The sequence below is a fragment of the Streptomyces sp. UNOB3_S3 genome (assembly GCF_020740895.1).
Classification (GTDB): Bacteria; Actinomycetota; Actinomycetes; order Streptomycetales; family Streptomycetaceae; genus Streptomyces.
Window position 1 is genome coordinate 1 of the sequence record NZ_JAILXP010000129.1, and the last position, 17,984, is coordinate 17,984.

Annotated in this window: 16 protein-coding genes; 5 read left to right on the forward strand and 11 right to left on the reverse strand. The window is 70.4% G+C overall.

Going from position 1 to position 17,984, the window contains the following annotated elements; translation table 11 throughout:
* The first annotated feature begins 184 nt into the window (after nt 1–184).
* The 4 genes from K6I33_RS16135 to K6I33_RS16150 all read left to right on the forward strand — a co-directional run bounded on the left by K6I33_RS16135 (nt 185) and on the right by K6I33_RS16150 (nt 4,855).
* The gene (locus tag K6I33_RS16135; protein ID WP_229352444.1) at nt 185–418 is read left to right on the forward strand and encodes a heavy-metal-associated domain-containing protein; all 234 of its coding nucleotides are present in this window, start codon (nt 185–187) and stop codon (nt 416–418) included.
* Nucleotides 419–517: 99 nt separating this feature from the next.
* Entirely contained in the window at nt 518–2,905 is a 2,388-nt protein-coding gene (locus K6I33_RS16140; protein ID WP_229352449.1) for a cation-translocating P-type ATPase, read from the forward strand.
* Between the two features lie 150 nt (nt 2,906–3,055).
* Entirely contained in the window at nt 3,056–3,739 is a 684-nt protein-coding gene (locus tag K6I33_RS16145) for a DUF899 family protein (protein WP_229352450.1), read from the forward strand.
* A 183-nt stretch (nt 3,740–3,922) separates the two neighbouring features.
* Nucleotides 3,923–4,855, forward strand: a complete 933-nt coding sequence (locus tag K6I33_RS16150; RefSeq protein ID WP_229352452.1) for a hypothetical protein — start codon at nt 3,923–3,925, stop codon at nt 4,853–4,855.
* A gap of 172 nt (nt 4,856–5,027) precedes the next feature.
* Here K6I33_RS16150 and K6I33_RS16155 read toward each other — a convergent pair whose 3' ends face one another.
* From K6I33_RS16155 to K6I33_RS16205, 11 genes are all read right to left on the reverse strand, one after another.
* Complete coding sequence (locus tag K6I33_RS16155; protein ID WP_229352454.1) at nt 5,028–5,495, reverse strand: hypothetical protein; 468 nt, start codon at nt 5,493–5,495, stop codon at nt 5,028–5,030.
* On the reverse strand, nt 5,492–7,018 hold the full coding sequence (locus tag K6I33_RS16160; RefSeq protein WP_229352460.1) for a hypothetical protein: 1,527 nt from the start codon (nt 7,016–7,018) through the stop codon (nt 5,492–5,494). The genes K6I33_RS16155 and K6I33_RS16160 overlap by 4 nt, the downstream gene beginning before the upstream one ends.
* Nucleotides 7,015–7,749, reverse strand: coding sequence for an ABC transporter ATP-binding protein (locus K6I33_RS16165; RefSeq protein ID WP_229352462.1), 735 nt, complete (start codon nt 7,747–7,749; stop codon nt 7,015–7,017). The genes K6I33_RS16160 and K6I33_RS16165 overlap by 4 nt, the downstream gene beginning before the upstream one ends.
* 136 nt (nt 7,750–7,885) lie before the next feature.
* The gene (locus tag K6I33_RS16170; RefSeq protein WP_229352465.1) at nt 7,886–8,857 is read right to left on the reverse strand and encodes a hypothetical protein; all 972 of its coding nucleotides are present in this window, start codon (nt 8,855–8,857) and stop codon (nt 7,886–7,888) included.
* Nucleotides 8,854–9,318, reverse strand: coding sequence for a BlaI/MecI/CopY family transcriptional regulator (locus K6I33_RS16175; RefSeq protein WP_229352473.1), 465 nt, complete (start codon nt 9,316–9,318; stop codon nt 8,854–8,856). Before K6I33_RS16175 ends, K6I33_RS16170 begins: the two co-directional genes overlap by 4 nt.
* Nucleotides 9,319–9,355: 37 nt before the next feature.
* Nucleotides 9,356–10,072 carry an ABC transporter permease gene (locus tag K6I33_RS16180; RefSeq protein ID WP_229352475.1) on the reverse strand — a complete coding sequence of 239 codons (717 nt, stop codon included), beginning with the start codon at nt 10,070–10,072 and terminating at the stop codon, nt 9,356–9,358.
* Between the two features lie 101 nt (nt 10,073–10,173).
* Nucleotides 10,174–10,929 (reverse strand): heme ABC exporter ATP-binding protein CcmA, encoded by a 756-nt coding sequence (gene ccmA / locus K6I33_RS16185; RefSeq protein WP_229352482.1) that lies wholly within the window; start codon nt 10,927–10,929, stop codon nt 10,174–10,176.
* Complete coding sequence (locus K6I33_RS16190; RefSeq protein WP_229352487.1) at nt 10,926–12,176, reverse strand: lanthionine synthetase C family protein; 1,251 nt, start codon at nt 12,174–12,176, stop codon at nt 10,926–10,928. The genes ccmA and K6I33_RS16190 overlap by 4 nt, the downstream gene beginning before the upstream one ends.
* Nucleotides 12,177–12,322: 146 nt before the next feature.
* Nucleotides 12,323–15,493 carry a lantibiotic dehydratase gene (locus K6I33_RS16195; RefSeq protein ID WP_229352491.1) on the reverse strand — a complete coding sequence of 1,057 codons (3,171 nt, stop codon included), beginning with the start codon at nt 15,491–15,493 and terminating at the stop codon, nt 12,323–12,325.
* A 12-nt stretch (nt 15,494–15,505) separates the two neighbouring features.
* Nucleotides 15,506–16,501: an LLM class flavin-dependent oxidoreductase gene (locus K6I33_RS16200; RefSeq protein ID WP_229352494.1), complete on the reverse strand. Its 996-nt coding sequence runs from the start codon at nt 16,499–16,501 to the stop codon at nt 15,506–15,508.
* A complete protein-coding gene (locus K6I33_RS16205) occupies nt 16,501–17,082 on the reverse strand; it encodes a hypothetical protein (RefSeq protein WP_229352496.1) in 582 nt (193 codons plus the stop codon). Before K6I33_RS16205 ends, K6I33_RS16200 begins: the two co-directional genes overlap by 1 nt.
* A 470-nt stretch (nt 17,083–17,552) precedes the next feature.
* On the opposite strand from K6I33_RS16205, the gene K6I33_RS16210 reads away from it, so the two are divergent.
* Nucleotides 17,553–17,708, forward strand: coding sequence for a gallidermin/nisin family lantibiotic (locus K6I33_RS16210; protein WP_126915190.1), 156 nt, complete (start codon nt 17,553–17,555; stop codon nt 17,706–17,708).
* Nucleotides 17,709–17,984: the final 276 nt, after the last annotated feature.

A 17,984-nucleotide genomic window follows, 5' to 3' on the forward strand; every position in this document is an offset into this window, starting at 1 on the left:
CACCGCCCCCGCCCCCGCCCTCGCCTTCGCCTTCGCCTTCGCACCGCACATTCACCCTTCCGAAATACCCCTGGGGGGTATATCGTTCTTCTCGTCGGAAGGAGATGCCGGGCACCCGCCCAACATCTCCCCCGCAAGGCATCGCACGCACCCCGTGTCCCGTCCCGTCCCGAAGGAAGTGGCCATGACCTCCCAGACGAACTCCGGCGTCACCACCGTCTACAAGGTGACCGGCATGACCTGCGGCCACTGCGAGGGCGCGATCTCGCAGGAGGTGTCCGCCCTGGCCGGCGTGGTCTCCGTCAAGGCCGTGGCCGCCACCGGCCTGGTCACCGTGGCCTCCACCGGCCCGCTGGACGACGAGGCCGTGCGCGCCGCCGTGGACGAGGCGGGCTACGAGCTCGCCGGCCGCGTCTGAGTCACCCGGTACCCCTCCCCGGTATTTCCCCGCCGGGTCGTGCCGCCCCACTGATATGGCAGCCGCACGGCCCGGCCCTCCTCCAGGAGACCCACAGCCATGACCAGCACCGCTCCCGAGAAGGCCCCGGCACCCGCCCCGACGCCCGCCACGACGGCCACCGCAACGGCCGCCGCGGCGGCCACCACGGCCACCGCCGCGGTCGAGCTCTCCATCGGCGGCATGACCTGCGCCTCGTGCGCCGCGCGCATCGAGAAGAAGCTCAACCGCATGGACGGCGTCACCGCGACGGTCAACTTCGCCACCGAGAAGGCCAAGGTCTCCTACGGTGCGGGGGTGGCGGTCGCCGACCTCATCGCGACCGTCGAGAAGACCGGCTACACCGCCCAGGAGCCGCCCGAGCCGGCCGCCTCGGCCGCCGCGGCCGAGGCGGGCGCTCCCGCGGAGGCCCGCGACGGCGCGGGCGACGACCGCGGCGGGGAGACCGGCGCGCTGCGTCAGCGGCTGCTGGTGTCGCTGCTGCTGTCGGTGCCGGTGGTGCTGATGGCCATGGTGCCGCCGCTCCAGTTCGACAACTGGCAGTGGCTCTCGCTGACGCTCGCCGCGCCCGTCGTGGTGTGGGGCGCGCTCCCCTTCCACAAGGCGGCCTGGACCAACGCCCGGCACGGCGCCGCCACCATGGACACCCTGGTGTCGATCGGCACGCTCGCCGCGCTCGGCTGGTCGCTGTGGGCGCTGTTCTTCGGTCACGCGGGGATGCCGGGCATGCGGCACGGCTTCGACCTCACCGTCTCCCGCTCCGACGGCGCCTCCTCCATCTACCTGGAGGCGGCGGCCGGCGTGACCGCCTTCATCCTGGCCGGCCGCTACCTGGAGGCGAAGTCCAAGCGCAAGGCGGGCGCCGCGCTGCGCGCCCTGCTGGAGCTGGGCGCCAAGGACGTGGCCGTCCTGCGCGACGGGCGTGAAGTCCGGGTGCCCGTGGGGGAGCTGGCGGTCGGCGACCGCTTCGTCGTCCGTCCCGGCGAGAAGATCGCCACCGACGGCACCGTCGTCGAAGGCGGCTCCGCCGTCGACGCCTCCATGCTGACCGGCGAGTCCGTGCCCGTCGACGTCACGGTCGGCGACGCGGTCACCGGCGCCACCGTCAACACCTCCGGCCGCCTCGTCGTCCGGGCGACCCGCATCGGCGCCGACACCCAACTGGCCCGCATGGCCAAGCTGGTGGAGGACGCGCAGAACGGCAAGGCAGCCGTACAGCGCCTGGCCGACCGCATCTCCGGCGTCTTCGTCCCCGTCGTCCTGCTCATCGCCCTGGGCACGCTGCTGACCTGGCTGTTCACCACCGGCGACGCCACCGCCGCGTTCACCGCCGCCGTCGCCGTGCTGATCATCGCCTGCCCGTGCGCCCTGGGCCTGGCCACGCCCACCGCCCTCATGGTCGGCACCGGACGCGGCGCCCAGCTCGGCATCCTCATCAAGGGCCCCGAGGTCCTGGAGTCCACCCGCCGCGTCGACACCGTCGTCCTCGACAAGACCGGCACCGTCACCACCGGCCGCATGGCCCTCCACGACGTCATCACCGCCCCCGGCGTCACCGAGCACGACCTCCTGCGGCTGGCCGGGGCCCTGGAGCACGCCTCCGAGCACCCCATCGCCCGTGCCATAGCCGACGGTGCCGCCGCCCGCACCGGAACGCTGCCGGTCCCCCAGAGCTTCGAGAACATCGCCGGGCTCGGCGTCCAGGGCGTCGTCGACGGGCACGCGGTCCTGGTCGGGCGGGAGAAGCTCCTGGCCATGGGGGCACCCCCTGGACCGGAGCCTGTCGGAGGTCCTTGGGGGAGGGTCATCGAGCTGCCCACCGAGCTCGCCGCCGCCAAGGCGGCCGCCGAGGCCGAGGGCCGCACCGCCGTGGCCGTCGCCTGGGACGGCGAGGCCCGTGGCGTCCTGACCGTCGCCGACGCCGTCAAGGACACCAGCGCCCGGGCGGTCGCCGAACTGCGCCGCCTCGGCCTCACCCCCGTCCTGCTGACCGGTGACAACAAGGCCGTCGCCGAGTCCGTCGCCCGCGAGGTGGGCATCGACGAGGTGTTCGCCGAGGTCCTGCCGCAGGACAAGGTCGATGTCGTCAAGCGCCTTCAGGCCGAGGGCCGTTCGGTCGCCATGGTCGGCGACGGCGTCAACGACGCGGCCGCCCTCGCCACCGCCGACCTCGGCCTGGCCATGGGCACCGGCACCGACGCCGCCATCGAGGCCGGCGACCTCACCCTCGTCCGCGGCGACCTCCTCGTGGCCGCCGACGCCATCCGCCTCTCCCGCCGCACCCTCGGCACCATCAAGGGCAACCTCTTCTGGGCCTTCGGCTACAACATCGCCGCCCTCCCGCTGGCCGCGGCCGGCATGCTCAACCCGATGATCGCCGGCGCCGCGATGGCCTTCTCCTCGGTCTTCGTCGTCACCAACAGCCTCCGGCTCCGCCGCTTCACCTGACGGACCGGCCCGACCAGGGCCGGCGCGAGGCCCCGACCGGTCCACCGGTCGGGGCCTTCGGCGTTCCGCATGGCCGTCTGCCTGTCGAAATGTGGCGGGCGGCACATACCGGTAATTTTGGGCCTCGGGGCATCCACCCAGGAGGACCCGATGTTGCGGCACACCCGATTGCCCGGCGAATCCGCGGAGTACCTCGCCGCCCGGGAGGAGCTCCGGCTCGCCGAGATCGAGCTCATGCGTCACCGCGAGAGGGTCGCGGCCCAGCGACGGGCGCTCCCCCAGGGGACGCCGGTCGACGACTACGTCTTCATCGAGGGCCCCGCCGATCTGGACGCGGGTGACGCGCCCGTCCGGGAGGTCGCCCTGAGCGATCTGTTCAGCGCCCCGGAACGGCCGTTGATCGTCTACCACTTCATGTACGGCAAACGGCAGACCGAGCCGTGCCCGATGTGCACCATGTGGATCGACGGCTACAACGGCGTCGCCCACCACATCGCGCGGAACGCCGACTTCGTCATCGCGGCGGCCGCCGACCCGCCCGTTCTGCGGGAGCACGCGCGCCGGCGCGGCTGGTCCCGGCTGCGGCTGCTGAGCTGCGGGGACAGCGCCTTCAAATACGACCTCGGCAGCGAGGACGAGGACGGTGCGCAGGACTCGACCGTCTCCGTCTTCACCCGGGACGCCGACGGCACCGTCCGCCACGCCTACTCCGCCCACCCCCGGCTGGCGGAGGACATCCAGGAGCGCGGCATCGACCTCCTCAGCCCCGTCTGGCACCTCCTGGACCTGACGCCGGGCGGCCGCGGCGACTGGTATCCGCTGCTGGACTACTGACCAAAGATTGTCGAGCCTTGCGCGAACCTCGCATCTGCCACCAGCCACAGCGCTTGACCATCTGGGAGTCACTCGAACGACTGAATATCAGGCGTCTTAAATTGCCGGAAATAGGGTCATAGCCACCGGACTTCCGCCAAAGAATCGCTTCTCTCATTCCTGACACGTGGTTCACTCGTGCACATGACGGCAGACGAAAGCGACCAAAATAAGTATTCATTCCGCGTTCCCATCCTCAACGAAAACGGCGTGCCGGTACGATCCGGCGAATATTGGATCGACGCAGATCTGGCTTCGAAGTGGCTGGGGAGGAACACGACCAAGAACAGAAAACGGTCCGCACCCCGCGTAAAGCGATACGCTGCGGCAATGTCCGAAGGTCGCTGGAAGCTCACTCACCAGTCGATCGCCTTCGACGAAAACGACAACCTGATCGACGGCCAGCATCGGCTTCACGCTGTCGTACAGTCCAAGACCGTGGTTCCAATGAGGGTTGACGTAGGAGCCGACCCGTCGACTTTCTCCGTAATCGACACGGGATACGGGCGAGTCGCCTCACAGTTCATGCACGTGTCCAATGCCAATATCATCATGGGCGCGGCAAGAATCATCCTTTTCGCTGAATCCTGCCGAGCGAAGGGAGGTGAAGCCTCGCTCATGTATCGCGGGAACTTCGACAACGACGTGATCTTCGAGGCCGTCGACCAATGGCCCGAGCTGAAGGAATACGCCAGCATCGCAACTCGCATTTACAGAGCTTGCGGGAGCTCTTCGACAAACATGCTGGCAGTATTGGCTCAGGCCTCTCGAGGAAAGGCCCCGGAGGCCATCGACTCGTTCGCAGAGAAAATGATCACCGGAGAGGACATGACAAAGGGTGACCCCGTCCTCCTCCTGCGAAACAGGGCCATTGCGCGCATGGACCGATCCCTCACCTACCGCGATAAAACCGTTCTTTATGGAACCACAGTAAAAGCGTGGAACGCTCACGCCAAGGGCGAACGGCTAAAGTTCCTCCGCTTCACGTATGACGGGAAGTCAACCGACGACATGCTCCCTGTGAGCTCCGGGCGCGGGTCAACTGGAATGAAGGAGAAGATCCCCGAGGTTTACTAGTCCATAACAAAAACGTCGTCAGCACGAACACCGCCGTGCCAGGAAGCCCCCTCCGCCCGCGTCGTGACGGGGCGGAGGGGGCTTCCACGGGCGGGGCCGGAGAGACGGGGGTGCCCGGTCGGTGGGCTCTCTCCGGGGTCACCGCCTGGGGTGGTGGCTCAGGGACCGGACCTCAGGGGTTCGTCGTGGCGGGCGGGGTCGGGGCGTGGGTCTGCGGCGGGGTCGCCGGTGGGGTCGAGCGCATGTTGCGGGCGCGTTCGAGGGAACAGATCTGCATGCCGAACGAACGAAGGCGCCACATCTTTCCCGAGTTGCCCTTGATCTCGTCGACGCTCGGGTAGCCCTTCTCGTCGTGGGCGACGTTGTTGAGGGCGTAGACCTTGCCGTCGGGCGCCGTGAAGGTGATGGCGAAACCGCTGTACGGCGTCGTGTTGCAGGCCACCTTCCCCTTGTCGGGCTTCAGCGGCCACGCGGCGCCGAACTGGTCGGCGGTGACCGCCTGCGGGTTGCTCTCGGCGCCCGGCCACTTCAGGACGGCGTCACGCTCCTCGGAGCAGCCCGTGACGAGTACGGCGCCGGTCAGCACCCCGGCCGCCAGGGCCAGTGCGCGGACCCTCGTCCCGCGAGTACGAGTGATCATGAGTTTCCCGCCGCCTTTCGTGCCGCGTGAGTGATGCCGAAGGTGAAGAGGGCGATGGCCGCGATGCTGACGGGAACGGTGAGCGACATGCGGTGCAGGTCGAGGTAGTTCGCCCAGGAGTAGGGGATCACCGGCCACAGCGTCTGCTGCATGGTCGTGCCGCCGACCAGCACGCCGATGAGGATCCCGATGATCCCGACCACGACCGCCACCGCCTGCGACGTGCGGATGGCCAGCCACAGGCTGAACGAGGTGAGCATGCCGCCGACCGCCGCGCCGGTGAGCGCGAGGGGCCAGGCGTGGCCGCCCGGGATGCCCGCCGCCAGATACACGAGGGCGATCACCACGGACATCGCGACCGCGATGCCGACCGTGATGCCCGCGAGCGCGAGCGCCGGCCTCGCCGCGCCGGTGGAGCGGGAGGCGACCGCCCGCCACCCCTGGCCGACGGCGCTCCACGCCACCAGGCCCAGCACCAGCGTCCCGATGGGCAGGATCAGCAGCGTGAACAGCTGGATGCTCACGTTCGGGTCGTGCCAGGACAGCCACAGGGCGATCAGGCCGACCGTCGCCGGGCACATCCACGTCAGCGCCGTGCCGCGCAGCATGCCCGCGACGGCCGGCAGGATCCTGGGGGTGCCCGGGCGGACGGCCAGGGCGGCGGCCACGTCCGACGCCGTACCCGCCGCCCGCGCGGGCGTCGTACGGTGCCTGGCTGTACGAGCCGTACGCGCGCCCCGGGCACCCGGCATGCGCAGGTGCGGCAGCAGCAGGAAAGGCACGGCCAGCAGCGCGCCCAGGATCGTGGGCGGCCACGGAGAGGCCTCGGCGAGCGCGGAATGGGCGTCCAGGGCCACGCCGTTGGCGTGGGTGCCGATCACCGGCAGCGCGCCGCGGTCCAGCCAGGTGAACGGCAGGGCTATCCAGGCCGCGGACTCGGCGTTCACGACGGCCAGCATCGTCCAGGCGAATCCCACGCCGAGCACGATCGCCCACCGCGTCTGCCGGGCCACCCACAAGAGCAGCGCCAGCATGCCGAGTTGCGACAGCCAGGGCACTATGACGGCCTGGAGCGCGTGGCCGAAGGGGACCCGTTGCGCGGAGTTCATCAGCCCGACGAGCAGCAGCGGGGTGGCGCCGCCCAGCACGTTGAGCAGGAGCGAGCGCAGGGCCAGGACGGTGAACCGGCTGACGTGCCGGTAGAGCGGGTTCACGGGCCGGTACCAGGTGGACCCGCCCCGGGAGACGTCGTCGACGCGGGTGGCGGTGGCCACCAGCAGCGCGGTGAGCATGGGGCCGACGAACATCGCCCACAGGTTCTGGTAGCCGAGCAGGTCGTGCCAGGTCTTTCCGGAACCGGCCTGGGCGGACCCGGTGGAGACGTACAGCGCGGTGTTCACGAGCCCGAACGCCAGTCCGCCCAGGGGCAGATACGTCACGGAGCTGCGCCGCCAGATGGCGAACTCCGCCCGGAGCGTCGCGGGCAGACCCGGTACGGGGGCCGGGGACAGTGCGGTGGTCATGCGGTCATCGCCCCAGCCCCGTGCCCGGCGCCGGTCAGGGTGAAGTAGGCGCGTTCCAGGTCGCCGTCGGGCGCGAGGTCGGCGAGCTGGCCCTGGTAGCGGAGGCGGCCCTGGGCGATCAGGCCGATGTCGTCGGCGACGGAGGCGACTTCGCCCAGCAGATGGCTGGAGAGCACGATGGTGCGGCCGGTGTCGGTGAAGCGGCGCAGCGTCGTGCGCAGGGCGGCGATGCCCTCCGGGTCGAGGCCGTTCTGCGGTTCGTCCAGGATGAGGACGTCCGGGTTGCCCAGCATGGCGATGGCCAGGGCGAGGCGGCCCTTCATACCGGTGGAGAAGCTCTTGGCCTTCTTCCGGTCCGAGGGGTCCAGCTCGACCGAGGCCAGCACCCGGTCGACCTCGGCCTCGGGGACGCCGAGGAGGTGGCCGTGGACCATGAGGTTCTGCCGGGCGGACAGATGACCGTAGAAGCTGGGGCCGTTGATGCTCGCGCCGATGCGGGACAGCGCGGGCCGGCTCCACGGCTGACCGAACAGCCGCACCTCTCCGGCACTGGGGGGTAACAGGCCCAGGATCATCTTCAGGGTGGTGGACTTGCCCGCGCCGTTGGGGCCCAGCAGGCCGTAGATCCGGCCCGGCCGCACGGTGAGGTCCACGGAGTCGACCGCCGTCGAGCGCCGGAAGGCCTTGGACAGGCCCCGGGTCTCGATCACCGGAATCGCCGCCGAATACATGACCTCTCCCTTCTTCTGCTACATGGCGTAGCACTTGTGGGTGTGGGGATGCCCCGCCACACACGTGATTTTCTTTACGACAAGCTCAAGTCTGTTGAGGAAAACGGCGTCACAGGCGCCATGGGCATCACAGGCCTCACAGCAGGATGCTCACGGTGCTCACCAGCGCCGCCGTCGCGATCCGCACCGACCACGCCTGCCACACCGGCATCACCCGGGGCGGCGCCGCCAGTGCCCGCGCACGATGGGCGAGTTCGATCCCGGGGTCGAGGAACCCGGTGCCGACGGTGCTGACGCCGCCGACACCGCCGACACCGCCGATCCCCGTGGACGAGAGATCCGGGCGGGACGGCCGGGACTTGGCCTCTATCTGGGCGCACAGCGCCTTCGCCACAGCGGCGGCGCCGTCGGCCTCGCGGGCGTTCTGGTCGGCCCACAGCTCGGCGGTGAGCCGCACCTCGGCGAGGACCGCCTTCCGGCCGGGAATCCACCACCACGACCGCAGAGCACAGGTGGCCAGGAAGATCCACAGGGGGTGGCGCGCCTGTGCGTGGGCGCGTTCGTGCTCGATGATCGCGGAGGCGTCCGAGGAGTCCGCCACCGCGGAGCCGAGGATGATGCGGGGCCGCACCAGGCCCACCGTGCTCGCCAGGCTCTGCTCGACCTGGCCCTCGCCGTGCACGACCCAGACGTCGCCGCACTGCTGCGGCGCGAGCAGCGCCACCGTCCGCCCCGTGCGCGCCACCTGGATCGCCCCGGCGACGAACGACACGGCGATCGAGGCCAGCGGCACGACCGACGCCGCGAGCATCAGCTGCGCCCCCAGGGCCTGCAGCACATGCTGTCCGTCGATGTCCGTGATGCCGTTGCTGATGCCCCAGGCCATCGGCGCCCGCCACGGCAGCGCGTCGCGCAACGGGCTGTGCGGCATATAGGGAACAGCCGTCGCCAGCAGGGGCGTCACCGCGAGCCCCACCGCGAGGACGAACCGTTCCCTGGCGGGTAACCGCACCGACAGCCGGCGCAGCGCGTGCCACAGACCGACGGCGACCAGGGGACACCACCAGGCGAGCAGCACCTGTGGATAGCCCAGCCAGCTCATGTTCACGCGGAAACCCCCGCCGTGCCCTCGGATTCATCGTTGCTGGCGCCGGACGGGTCGGCGATGCCGGCCAGCAACGCGCGCACCTGCGCGAGCTGGTCGGCATCGCCGCTCACCGTCCGGACGAAGTTCGCCACGGCGAGGTCACCGAAGCCGTCGACCACCTGGCGCACCTGCTCGGCCGCCACGCGCTGCTCGACCTCGCGCCGGGAGGAACGCGCCCAGTACACGTACTGGCGCCCTTCCTTGCGGCGGGCCAGCAGCTCCTTGATCACCAGGCGCTCCATCACCGTCTTGACGGTGGTGTACGCCTGGCCGCCGTCGAGCCGCCGGGCGCAGGCGCTCACATCCATCTCGCCCGACGAGCTCGACGAACCCGACGACCACATGACATCCAGGATCGCCAGCTCAAGCGGCCCGAAGTGCCCGGCCAGGCCCTGGCCCCGAGTACCTCTCCACGACGACATGCTACGCACCATAGCAGTTCATGACATGCGTAGGCGATCAGTATTCGCCGATCGAACCCGCCTGTCTGGCACGGGACATGCCCACGGAGAACGTGATCAGCCCGATGGGCAGCATCACCGCCGACCAGATCGCCATGTGCAGCAGCGACGGCGCCACCTGCGACAGACCGGCGTCCACCAGGAGCGACTTGCGGATCCCGTCCAGCGCCTGCGTGGTGGGCAGCGCCCACGCCACGGACTGGAGCCACCCGGGAAGGATCGAGATCGGGTACATCACGCCCGACAGCAGCGTCGTCAGCGTGGTGATGCCCCAGCGCACCGGATCACCGCGCTTGGTGATGAGCAGGACCCCGCAGCCCGCCAGCCCGAAACTCCCCAACGTGACGACCAGCAGCGCCAGAACGGCGATCGTGGCGAGCAGGTTCACCGAGACCGGGATGTCGAAGATCGCGCCGAACACACCGAACATGACCACGGAACCGAGCGTCGTGCCGATCAGCCCGACGGCGCCGGAGTACAGCATGACCCGCGGCAGCGGCACCGGCATCACCACCACCGATTCCAGCGTGCCCGTCCGCTGCTCCGTCTGGAGATGGTTGCTGAACGCGCCGAGACTGACGGCGACGAAGCCGGTGAACACCGACCCGGACATCAGGAAACTGATGATGTTGCCGCCGTATCCCTGAATTCCCGCGAACGTGTTGCCGTCCTGGAGGAACTTGCCCATGAGGAGGAACTGCACGAAGGAGATCAAGGACGTGACGGTGCCCAGCGCGATGGCGGTCCTGTACGAGCGGCGCTCCCAATAGATCTGGAGTACGTGGACCCCGAACTGCCGCACGGTGTTCACTGCGCTCACTGCGCCTCCTGGAGGGTCTTCGGTTCCGCCACGTTCCCGGACTCGGACACGGACTCGGACACGGACTCGGACTCCGACACGGGCTCCGCTTCCGGTTCCGGTTTCGGCAGCGAAAGAACGCGGCTGTCCTCGATCCTCAGAAACCGGTCCGTGGCCTTTTCCAGATCCCCCTCGGTGTGCGTGGAGAACAGCACCGAGCCACCGCCCTCGGCGTGTTCCGCGATGATCTCGTGGAACCGTGCGACGTTCTGGGTGTCGAGGTTCGCCGTCGGCTCGTCGAGCAGGAGCAGGAACGGGCTCCCCAGCAACGCCCGTGCCATCCCCAGGCGTTTGCGCTGCCCCAGCGACAGCCGCATGAACTGCGTGTCGGCGTACTCCGCGAGCCCCACCCGCTCCAGCAGCCCGGCGATCTCCCGCTTGGCCTCAGCGCCGAAGAGATTGCGCAGCGACGCGTAGTACCGCAGGTTCTGCGTACAGGTCAGCCGGAAGGAGAAGCTGCGCTCCGGGTAGAGGGAGACGCCCAGGTGCGCCCGCGCGGCCACGGGCCGGCGCACGACGTCCTCGCCCTGGACGGTCACGCTGCCCGCGCCGGGCGTGATCAGGCCGCACAGGATCTTCAGGAGCGTGGTCTTGCCGGCCCCGTTCGACCCGAGCACGGGCACGAGCCGGCCGGCGGGAACGGTGAAGTCCACCTCGCTGAACACCGGAGTGGTGGCCTTGCGGTACGACATCGACATACCGGAGACGGTCAACACGGGGCACCTCCGCACAGCATGTACTCCGCGCCGGTGATCCGGCCGGCGCCCAGGGACACCAGGGCCACCGCGGTGCCGCCGGAACCGGTCAGGAAGCCGGGCGAGTCCGTCCGCGCGCCCGGAACGTTGTCGTTCCGCATGCCGAAGGCCGCTCCCGGGTCGCCCATCGCCAGCAGCCGGTCCAGCGTCCCCTGGTCCGGGCCCGCCCAGTGGCGGCCGTGCTTGGCGGCCACCGTCGCGATGTAGCGCTGGACGGTGAGCTGCCCGGCGACGCCGTGGCACAGGGAGGGGTTGTCGATGTGCCGCAGCTCCACCGGCCGCCGCTCGACGGACTCCAGCAACCGGATCGCGGTGTCGAGGAAGCGCGGGTCCACGCTCGCGCAGTTGGCCAGCGCGACCGCCCCGCCGAGGTTCCCGTAGCACCACGCCGACCGGGCCAGCCCCCGCTGTTCGCCCTGCCGCTCCGGCGGCAGCTGGAAATAGGGCAGGTCGGGGCCGTAGTCGGTCTCCACCAGACAGTCCGTGATCAGCCCGCCCAGCGCGCTCACCGCCTCGGGCAGCCCGGGTACGGCCGAGCCGCGCGCCGCCGCCACGCCCAGGACGGAGGCGACGCCCGGGATGCCGTGGGCGAACCCCAGGTTGAGGTAACCGTCGTGCAGATGGGGGGACCGGGCGCGCTCGATCTCCGTGATCCGGGCCGGCGGCGTCCACAGCCCCAGCGGCGCGGGCACGACGACGAGGCGGCAGAACTGCTCCACGATGCGGTCGGCCGCGTCCCGCCGCCGCTCGTCGGCGTCCCCGGCGGCCAGCAGGTACATCGCGGCCCCGGCCAGGCCCGAGATCACGTCGTAGGCGCTGCTGGCCAGCCCTCCGGAGGGCGGCAGCGCGGCCAGCTGCTCGTCGACGCGGGTGATCAGGGTGGCCTCCACGTCGTGGAGGGCGCGCCGGTAGCGCTCACCGCCGCGCGAGAGGGCGCGCAGCGCGTACGCCACGCCCGCCGTGCCGTTGAACAGCCCCACTCCGAGGTCCACCGCGTGGGTGTAGGCCTCGATCAGGCGCTTGGCGTGCCCGAAGGCCAGCCGGTCCCAGCCGTCGTCCGGGCGCAGTTCGTCGGCGGCCGAGTACGCCAGGGCCATGCCGAGGTCGCCCGGGTCCGTGCCGAGCGGGTGCCACGCCTTGAGGGGCTCCGCCGTGAACGGGTCGGGGACGGTCAGCTCGGTCCAGTCGCCGGCGTGGTCGCGCATCCGGTGGAGGATCTCCCAGCCGGTGTCCGCGGCAGCGGTCCTGCCCCTCTCGCCGATCGGCGAGAGAGCGAGTGAGGGCGTGGTTGAGGGCGCGTGTGAAGGGGTGAGTGAGGGGGGCGGTGAGAGGGTCACCGTTGCTTGGTCGGTCACGGCCGGGCTCCTTCCCTGTGGGCCTGGGATCGTCTGACGGCGCCGAGCAGGAACAGCGCCTGGTATTCGCGGTTCCGGGGAAGGCCCATCCGGTTGGCGAACATGTGCAGAAGGCTCTGCAGGGTCATCGCCCGCAGCCGCCACGGCCTGTCGTCCTTGGCGAGCAGCCGGTTCAGCGCCCGGGTGTCGGGCGACAGCGCGTCGCGCAGCAGGGGGCCCGCCGCGACCGCCGCCTCCGACGGCCGCTGTCGTACCAGGGGTCGTACCGCCTTGCGGAGTCCCGGGTCGGCCGAGGCGAACTCGGACCGGTAGCCGCTCGCGACGATGTCCAGCAGGTCGTCGGTCTCCTCGGCGGTGAGCTCCAGGGCCGCCAGGTAGTGGTCCATGAGATGGGCGGCGTCCCGCAGGATCCGGCCCAGCGTGCCGTCGAGCTTCTCGTCCTCCTCCAGCCGGTACGCCGCCGCCATCGCCTCCGGCGCCAGGCACAGCCCCGGGTGGGCGGCGAGGAAACGGGACTCGGCGCAGAAGACCCGTTCGGCGACCGGCATCGCGTCGACGCCGCCGTACCGCTCCAGCTCACGGACGTAGGTGTCGACGGAGAAACGATGCGCCAGACCGTCGCGGACACAGCCGCCGATCAGCTCGCGCACCCGGTCGAGCGGCACCGCCGCGGAACGCACCCGGATGCGCAGATGGTCGTCCGGGTCCGCGTAGCGGATGTGGAACCACTGGTCCGGGACGTCCGCCAGGCCCGCCGCCAGCCGGGTCAGGATCTCCTGTTGCTTCTCGCGGTCTCCGTAAACCCGCAGATACCACCATTCGGTGCCCGGCGGCAGGGTGCGCACGGCGTCGGCCGTGACGTCGAAGCGCGGCGCGGGCGGGGGCGGCGGTACGGGCACGGGGCGCCGCGCGACGGCCGAGAAGACCCCTTCGCTGGCGTACCGCCGGCCGTCATGGTCGCGGACGATGCCCATCCGGCCGGGGACGGGCGCCTCCGTGACGCTCTCGTGCCCGTCGGCGACCTCGCGGCGCAGCAGGTCGCGGTGGATCCGGTCGGACAGGTTCAGCAGGAGGCGGTTGTCCAGCATGCCGATGTACACGTACTGCGGCAGCTTCGCCTCGACGGCCCAGCGGCGCAGCCGCTCGTCCTGCTCGTCGGGCGTGCCGGACAGCGGCGGGACGCGCCACGTCGGCAGCGACAGGGTCACCCCGCCGAACTCCACCCCTGGCAGGAAGTCCACCAGGGGTTCCATCTCGCCCCAGGTCCAGGCCGGGCGGACGGAACCGTCGAGGGCGAGTTCCTGGAGGAACCGGACGACGCCGGTGGCGATCTCCGGGTTGACGAGGTTGGCCGTGCGGATGGCCACCGGCTTCCCGGTGGGCGCGTGGACCAGGTGGAACCGGCCGCCGTCGGCCCCGACCAGCAGATCGGCGAACGCGATCTGCTCGGGAGCCGGGAGGTCGTCGTCGAACACGCCGGTGGTGACCTTGAGTTGGTGGTCGTAGACGCTGGGCGCGACGACCACGTTGTTCACCCGAGCCCGGTTGCTGACGTAGTCCAGCTCGCACAGGATCGCGTCGGGGTGGGCCGCCTTCTCGGCCGCGGTCAGCTCGCGGACGTGCGCGTCGACGGAGGGGTCGCCGTACGCGAACCTGCCGCTCGCCTTGCCCGCCGGGATGGCCACGCCGATCGGGGAGAGGGTGATGCGGACCTCGCCCTCCTGGCCGAGCTCACCACCGAGCTCACCACCGTCGAGGCCGGGCCGGCCTCCGTCGAGCTGGAAGAACACGTCGTAGCTCGTCGGCGGCGCCCCGGGAGCGGGCGGGAACGCGGCGAGGTCGTCCTCGGTGATCCGCACCGTGGTCTCCCCCGTGCGGCGGGCGCGGTCGATCAGCTCGGCCCGCAGCCGGCGGCCGAAGAGGAACACCTCGTCCTCCCCGTACGAGCTCTCGCTCATCCGGTGCGACGAGCCCGGGTATCCGGCCGGGGCGCCGATGCCGCGCACGGGATCGAACACGCGGTGCAGCGGGACGAGGGTCTGGCCGAACGCCTCGGCGAACCGTTCGGTGTGGCGCTGGAGCTCCGGGAAGCGCGCCGACAGCAGCGACATGCGGATCATCGCGCTCACGGCGGCCTCCACCTTGGGCGCCACCCCGGCGGGTACCTGTCCGGACATCGCCAGGGTCAGATCGACCTGGAGCTGCTCCTGCGTGGCGTTGGCGTCGGTGCGCAACGCCGCGTACACGGCGTTCAGTTCACCGATTCCCTCGCCGACGCGAGTGGCCCGGTAGGCGTCGACAGCCTCCCGTGCCGCGCGCAGCCGTCCCGCCACCTCGCCGTCGGCGTCCAGACCGGCGCGGGCCCAGCGGGCGGCCGGGTCGGTGTCGAACGCCGAGGGGGTCAACTCGCGGATGAGGATGCCGCGTTCGACGAGCTCGTCGACGAAGCGGACCAGGACCTCACCGGGAGCGTCCGGGAACGCCTCGCCGAGGCCCTCCCGGATCGCCGTGAGTGTGACGGGCCGGCCGGCCATCCCCATGACGTGCCGCACCGGGGGCGTGTACCGGACGCTGGACGTCTCGTGGACCTTTCCGTCCGCCGCCTGGGGGTTCACCATGACCACGATCCGGTCCCCGGACAGGTGCGTGGTCGGGTTGGCCACCACGCGTATACGGCCGCCGAGTTCGGCGACGGCGCGGTCGGTGAGCTGTTTGAGCCAGGGGAATCCGACGCGCGCGTGCTTGCGGTGCTCGCCGGGCCGGCCCAGGACCAGCGGCTCGTCCCCGAACCCGGCCAGCGTGCTGCCGCCGAAGACGCCGAAGGGCGTGGTGCGCGTGGCGATGCGGATCGCGTACTTCAGCAGGGCCCGGTGCAGGGACCCGGCCTTTTTGTCCGCCTCTTTTCGGTCTTTTCCGCCCGGCTTCTTTCGATCGCCGTCCCCATCGCCTCCGCATGGCCCGGCGGAGGTGGAAAGCAGCGCGTCCACCTGATCGGCCAGCACCGAACTGGCCACCCGGACGGATTCCCGGAAGACATCGTCCGCCCAGAGCGCGCGAATTCCGTCGAGCGGGTTTTCCTCCGCGGGCCGGTCCGGATAGAAATCAGTGGAATGAACAGGAGTGCGGATCAGCACGCGATCCGCCATCCGGTATTCAGAACTTGCCATATGAGTACCCCGTCACCAATGCGCCGAGACCGTCGCGGCCAGAATGTCGTTGAGGTCCAGCAGTGTTTCGTCCGTGCCGTACCAGGAATGCACGCCGGTCAGATTGAGAATCACTTCGTCCACCCCGGCCGCCGCGTATCCGGCCAGCCCGGCGGCGATGTCCGACGGACTTCCGTAGAGGAATCCGCCACCGGAGATCAGGGCCCGTGCGGCGGACACCGGATCGTTCGCCGGTACGTCCACCCCGGCCCGCGCCAGCATGGCGGCGTAGTGCGGCAGGACCAGATGCCCGCCCGCGGACAGATGGGCCAGCTCGACGGGGCTGCGCCCGCGCCGCGCCACGGCCACCGGCACGGCCGCGACGACCTGGGGGCGGGGGCGGCCCGCGGACTCCGCCCCCTTGGCCACCTCCGGCAGCACGGTGTCCCGGATGTAGCCGGCCGGCGCCAGCCAGGTGATCGCGGCGTCGGCGACCTCGCCCGCCGCCCGGGCCATCGCGGGCCGCAGCACGCCCAGGCCCAGCCGCACCCGCGGATGGGCCACCGGCGGCAGCGCCCCGCCCGGATGGAAGTACCCGGGCGGGGCGCCCTGTCCGGGATCCCCGGCCGGGGGGTCCCAGCGCTGCGCGAGACAGCTCCGGGTGGCGCGGATGAACTCGGCGGACGCGTCGACGGGCCTGTCGTAGGCGGCGCCGAGCCGCGCCGCCTGCATCGCCCGGCTGCCCGGCCCGTACCCCATGACGGCCGGCTGCCCGGTGACCGCCGCCACGGTACGGGCCTCCAGCGCGGCCTGGGCCGGATGGCGCAGCGGGGTGACCAGCACACAGGTCCCGGCCGGGACCGGGTAGCCGGCACCGGCCAGATAGGCGAAGGTCGCGGCGGGTTCGAGCCCGTAGCTCTGGCCCTGCCACAGGCGGGAGAGCTGCGAGTCGTGGGCCACGTAGCGCGCGAACGGCACCGCCTGTTCGACGGTGGCGGGCACGGTGGGGATCAGCAGTGACAGCTTCATCACTGGTCCACCGAGGCCAGGCCGATGCTCCGGAGGTAGGAGCCGGACAGCACGGCGGAGAACGGATCGTCACCGGCGGCGGTCGGCTCCGCCAGCTCCCACCGGTCGATCAGCCGGCTCGCGGCCTTGATCAACTCCTGGTCGCCGGAGTCGAGGACGCACCGGACCAGTTGGTCCTCCAGCGTCTGCCGTAAGGAGACCGCGAACGGACTGTCGCACTCCGGCAGACAGGGGCCGTGATAGAGCGTCAGCGCGCCCCTCACCCGGCCCGCCTTGAGCAGGCCGAGCACCAGCAGCGCGTCGACCATCACGGGCCCGGGCAGGACGTACCGGCGCACCGGCGCGTCGTAGCGCACGTCGACCCCGAGCTTCCGGGCGCGGTACGCGAGGGTGGGCAGCGTCGAGGCGGAGACGTCCCGTTCGTAGATGCGGTGGTGCAGTCCGTCGCGGCTCATCGAGCCCCCGGCCACGGCCAGCGCCGTGATGAATTCCATCGTCTTGCTGCTGGTGACCGGCCGGCCGGCCACTTCGTAGCGGCCCAGGACGCTGACCCGCAGCCGGGCGGGAATGTCCACCGTCAATTGCGCATCCAGATCGAAGTGCGGCGATGCCGTGGATGCGGAGATTTCAGATTCTTTCCATGATCCTTTGCAATCCGATGCCAAATTTGGCACTCGTCCCCCAAACCCCGTTTATGTTGCGACAGAACACCCCGTAGAGCGGCCGGTACACCAAAATCGACCAGACCTGATCAAATGGGGCGGTCACATGCACGTTACACGCTATTCACACGTCGCTTCTTGGGTCAACGGGGTATCGCCCACGTCACACCCAGACATGAGCCAACAACTGTGTGTAGGCGGCATGTTTGTTCGCGAACCGGACGTCCGACACCCCATTTGCGGTGCATTCAGGGGTCGTTTTCGGCCAACCCGACCCCCGTGAAAGCCGTGTGATCGAGGCGTGAATTCCCCCTGGCAAGTTGTGTCTCGGCGAACGGACCGGCCGTTCCCGCCGACCCGGCACGGGTACCCCACGAAAGGACACGACGATGTCTGACTTCGACCTCGACGCCAAGGTTCTGAACGACGAGCAGGCCGCCAACAGCCCGATGATCACCAGCATCTCGCTGTGCACCCCCGGCTGCCCCTCGGCCGCCGGCTGCACCACGAGCGTCTGCACCCAGGGCTGCCACATCAGCAAGTAACCCCATTGGCGCGCAGGTTCGACTGCACGACAGCGCAGTTGAACATCAGCGCCTGCAAGTCCGCTTCAGGCGAGACTAGTCCGGGCGCTCCTGTGCACACGGGAGCGCCCGGCTCTTCGCTCGCCGTCAACTCGTCCTGGACACCGATACCGTGAGCATTCGTCTGTACGACACCAGCGCCCGGCAGATCCGTGACTTCTCCCCGCTTGTGCCGGGCTGTGTCTCGATCTACCTGTGCGGTGCGACCGTACAGGCCGCTCCGCACATCGGGCACAT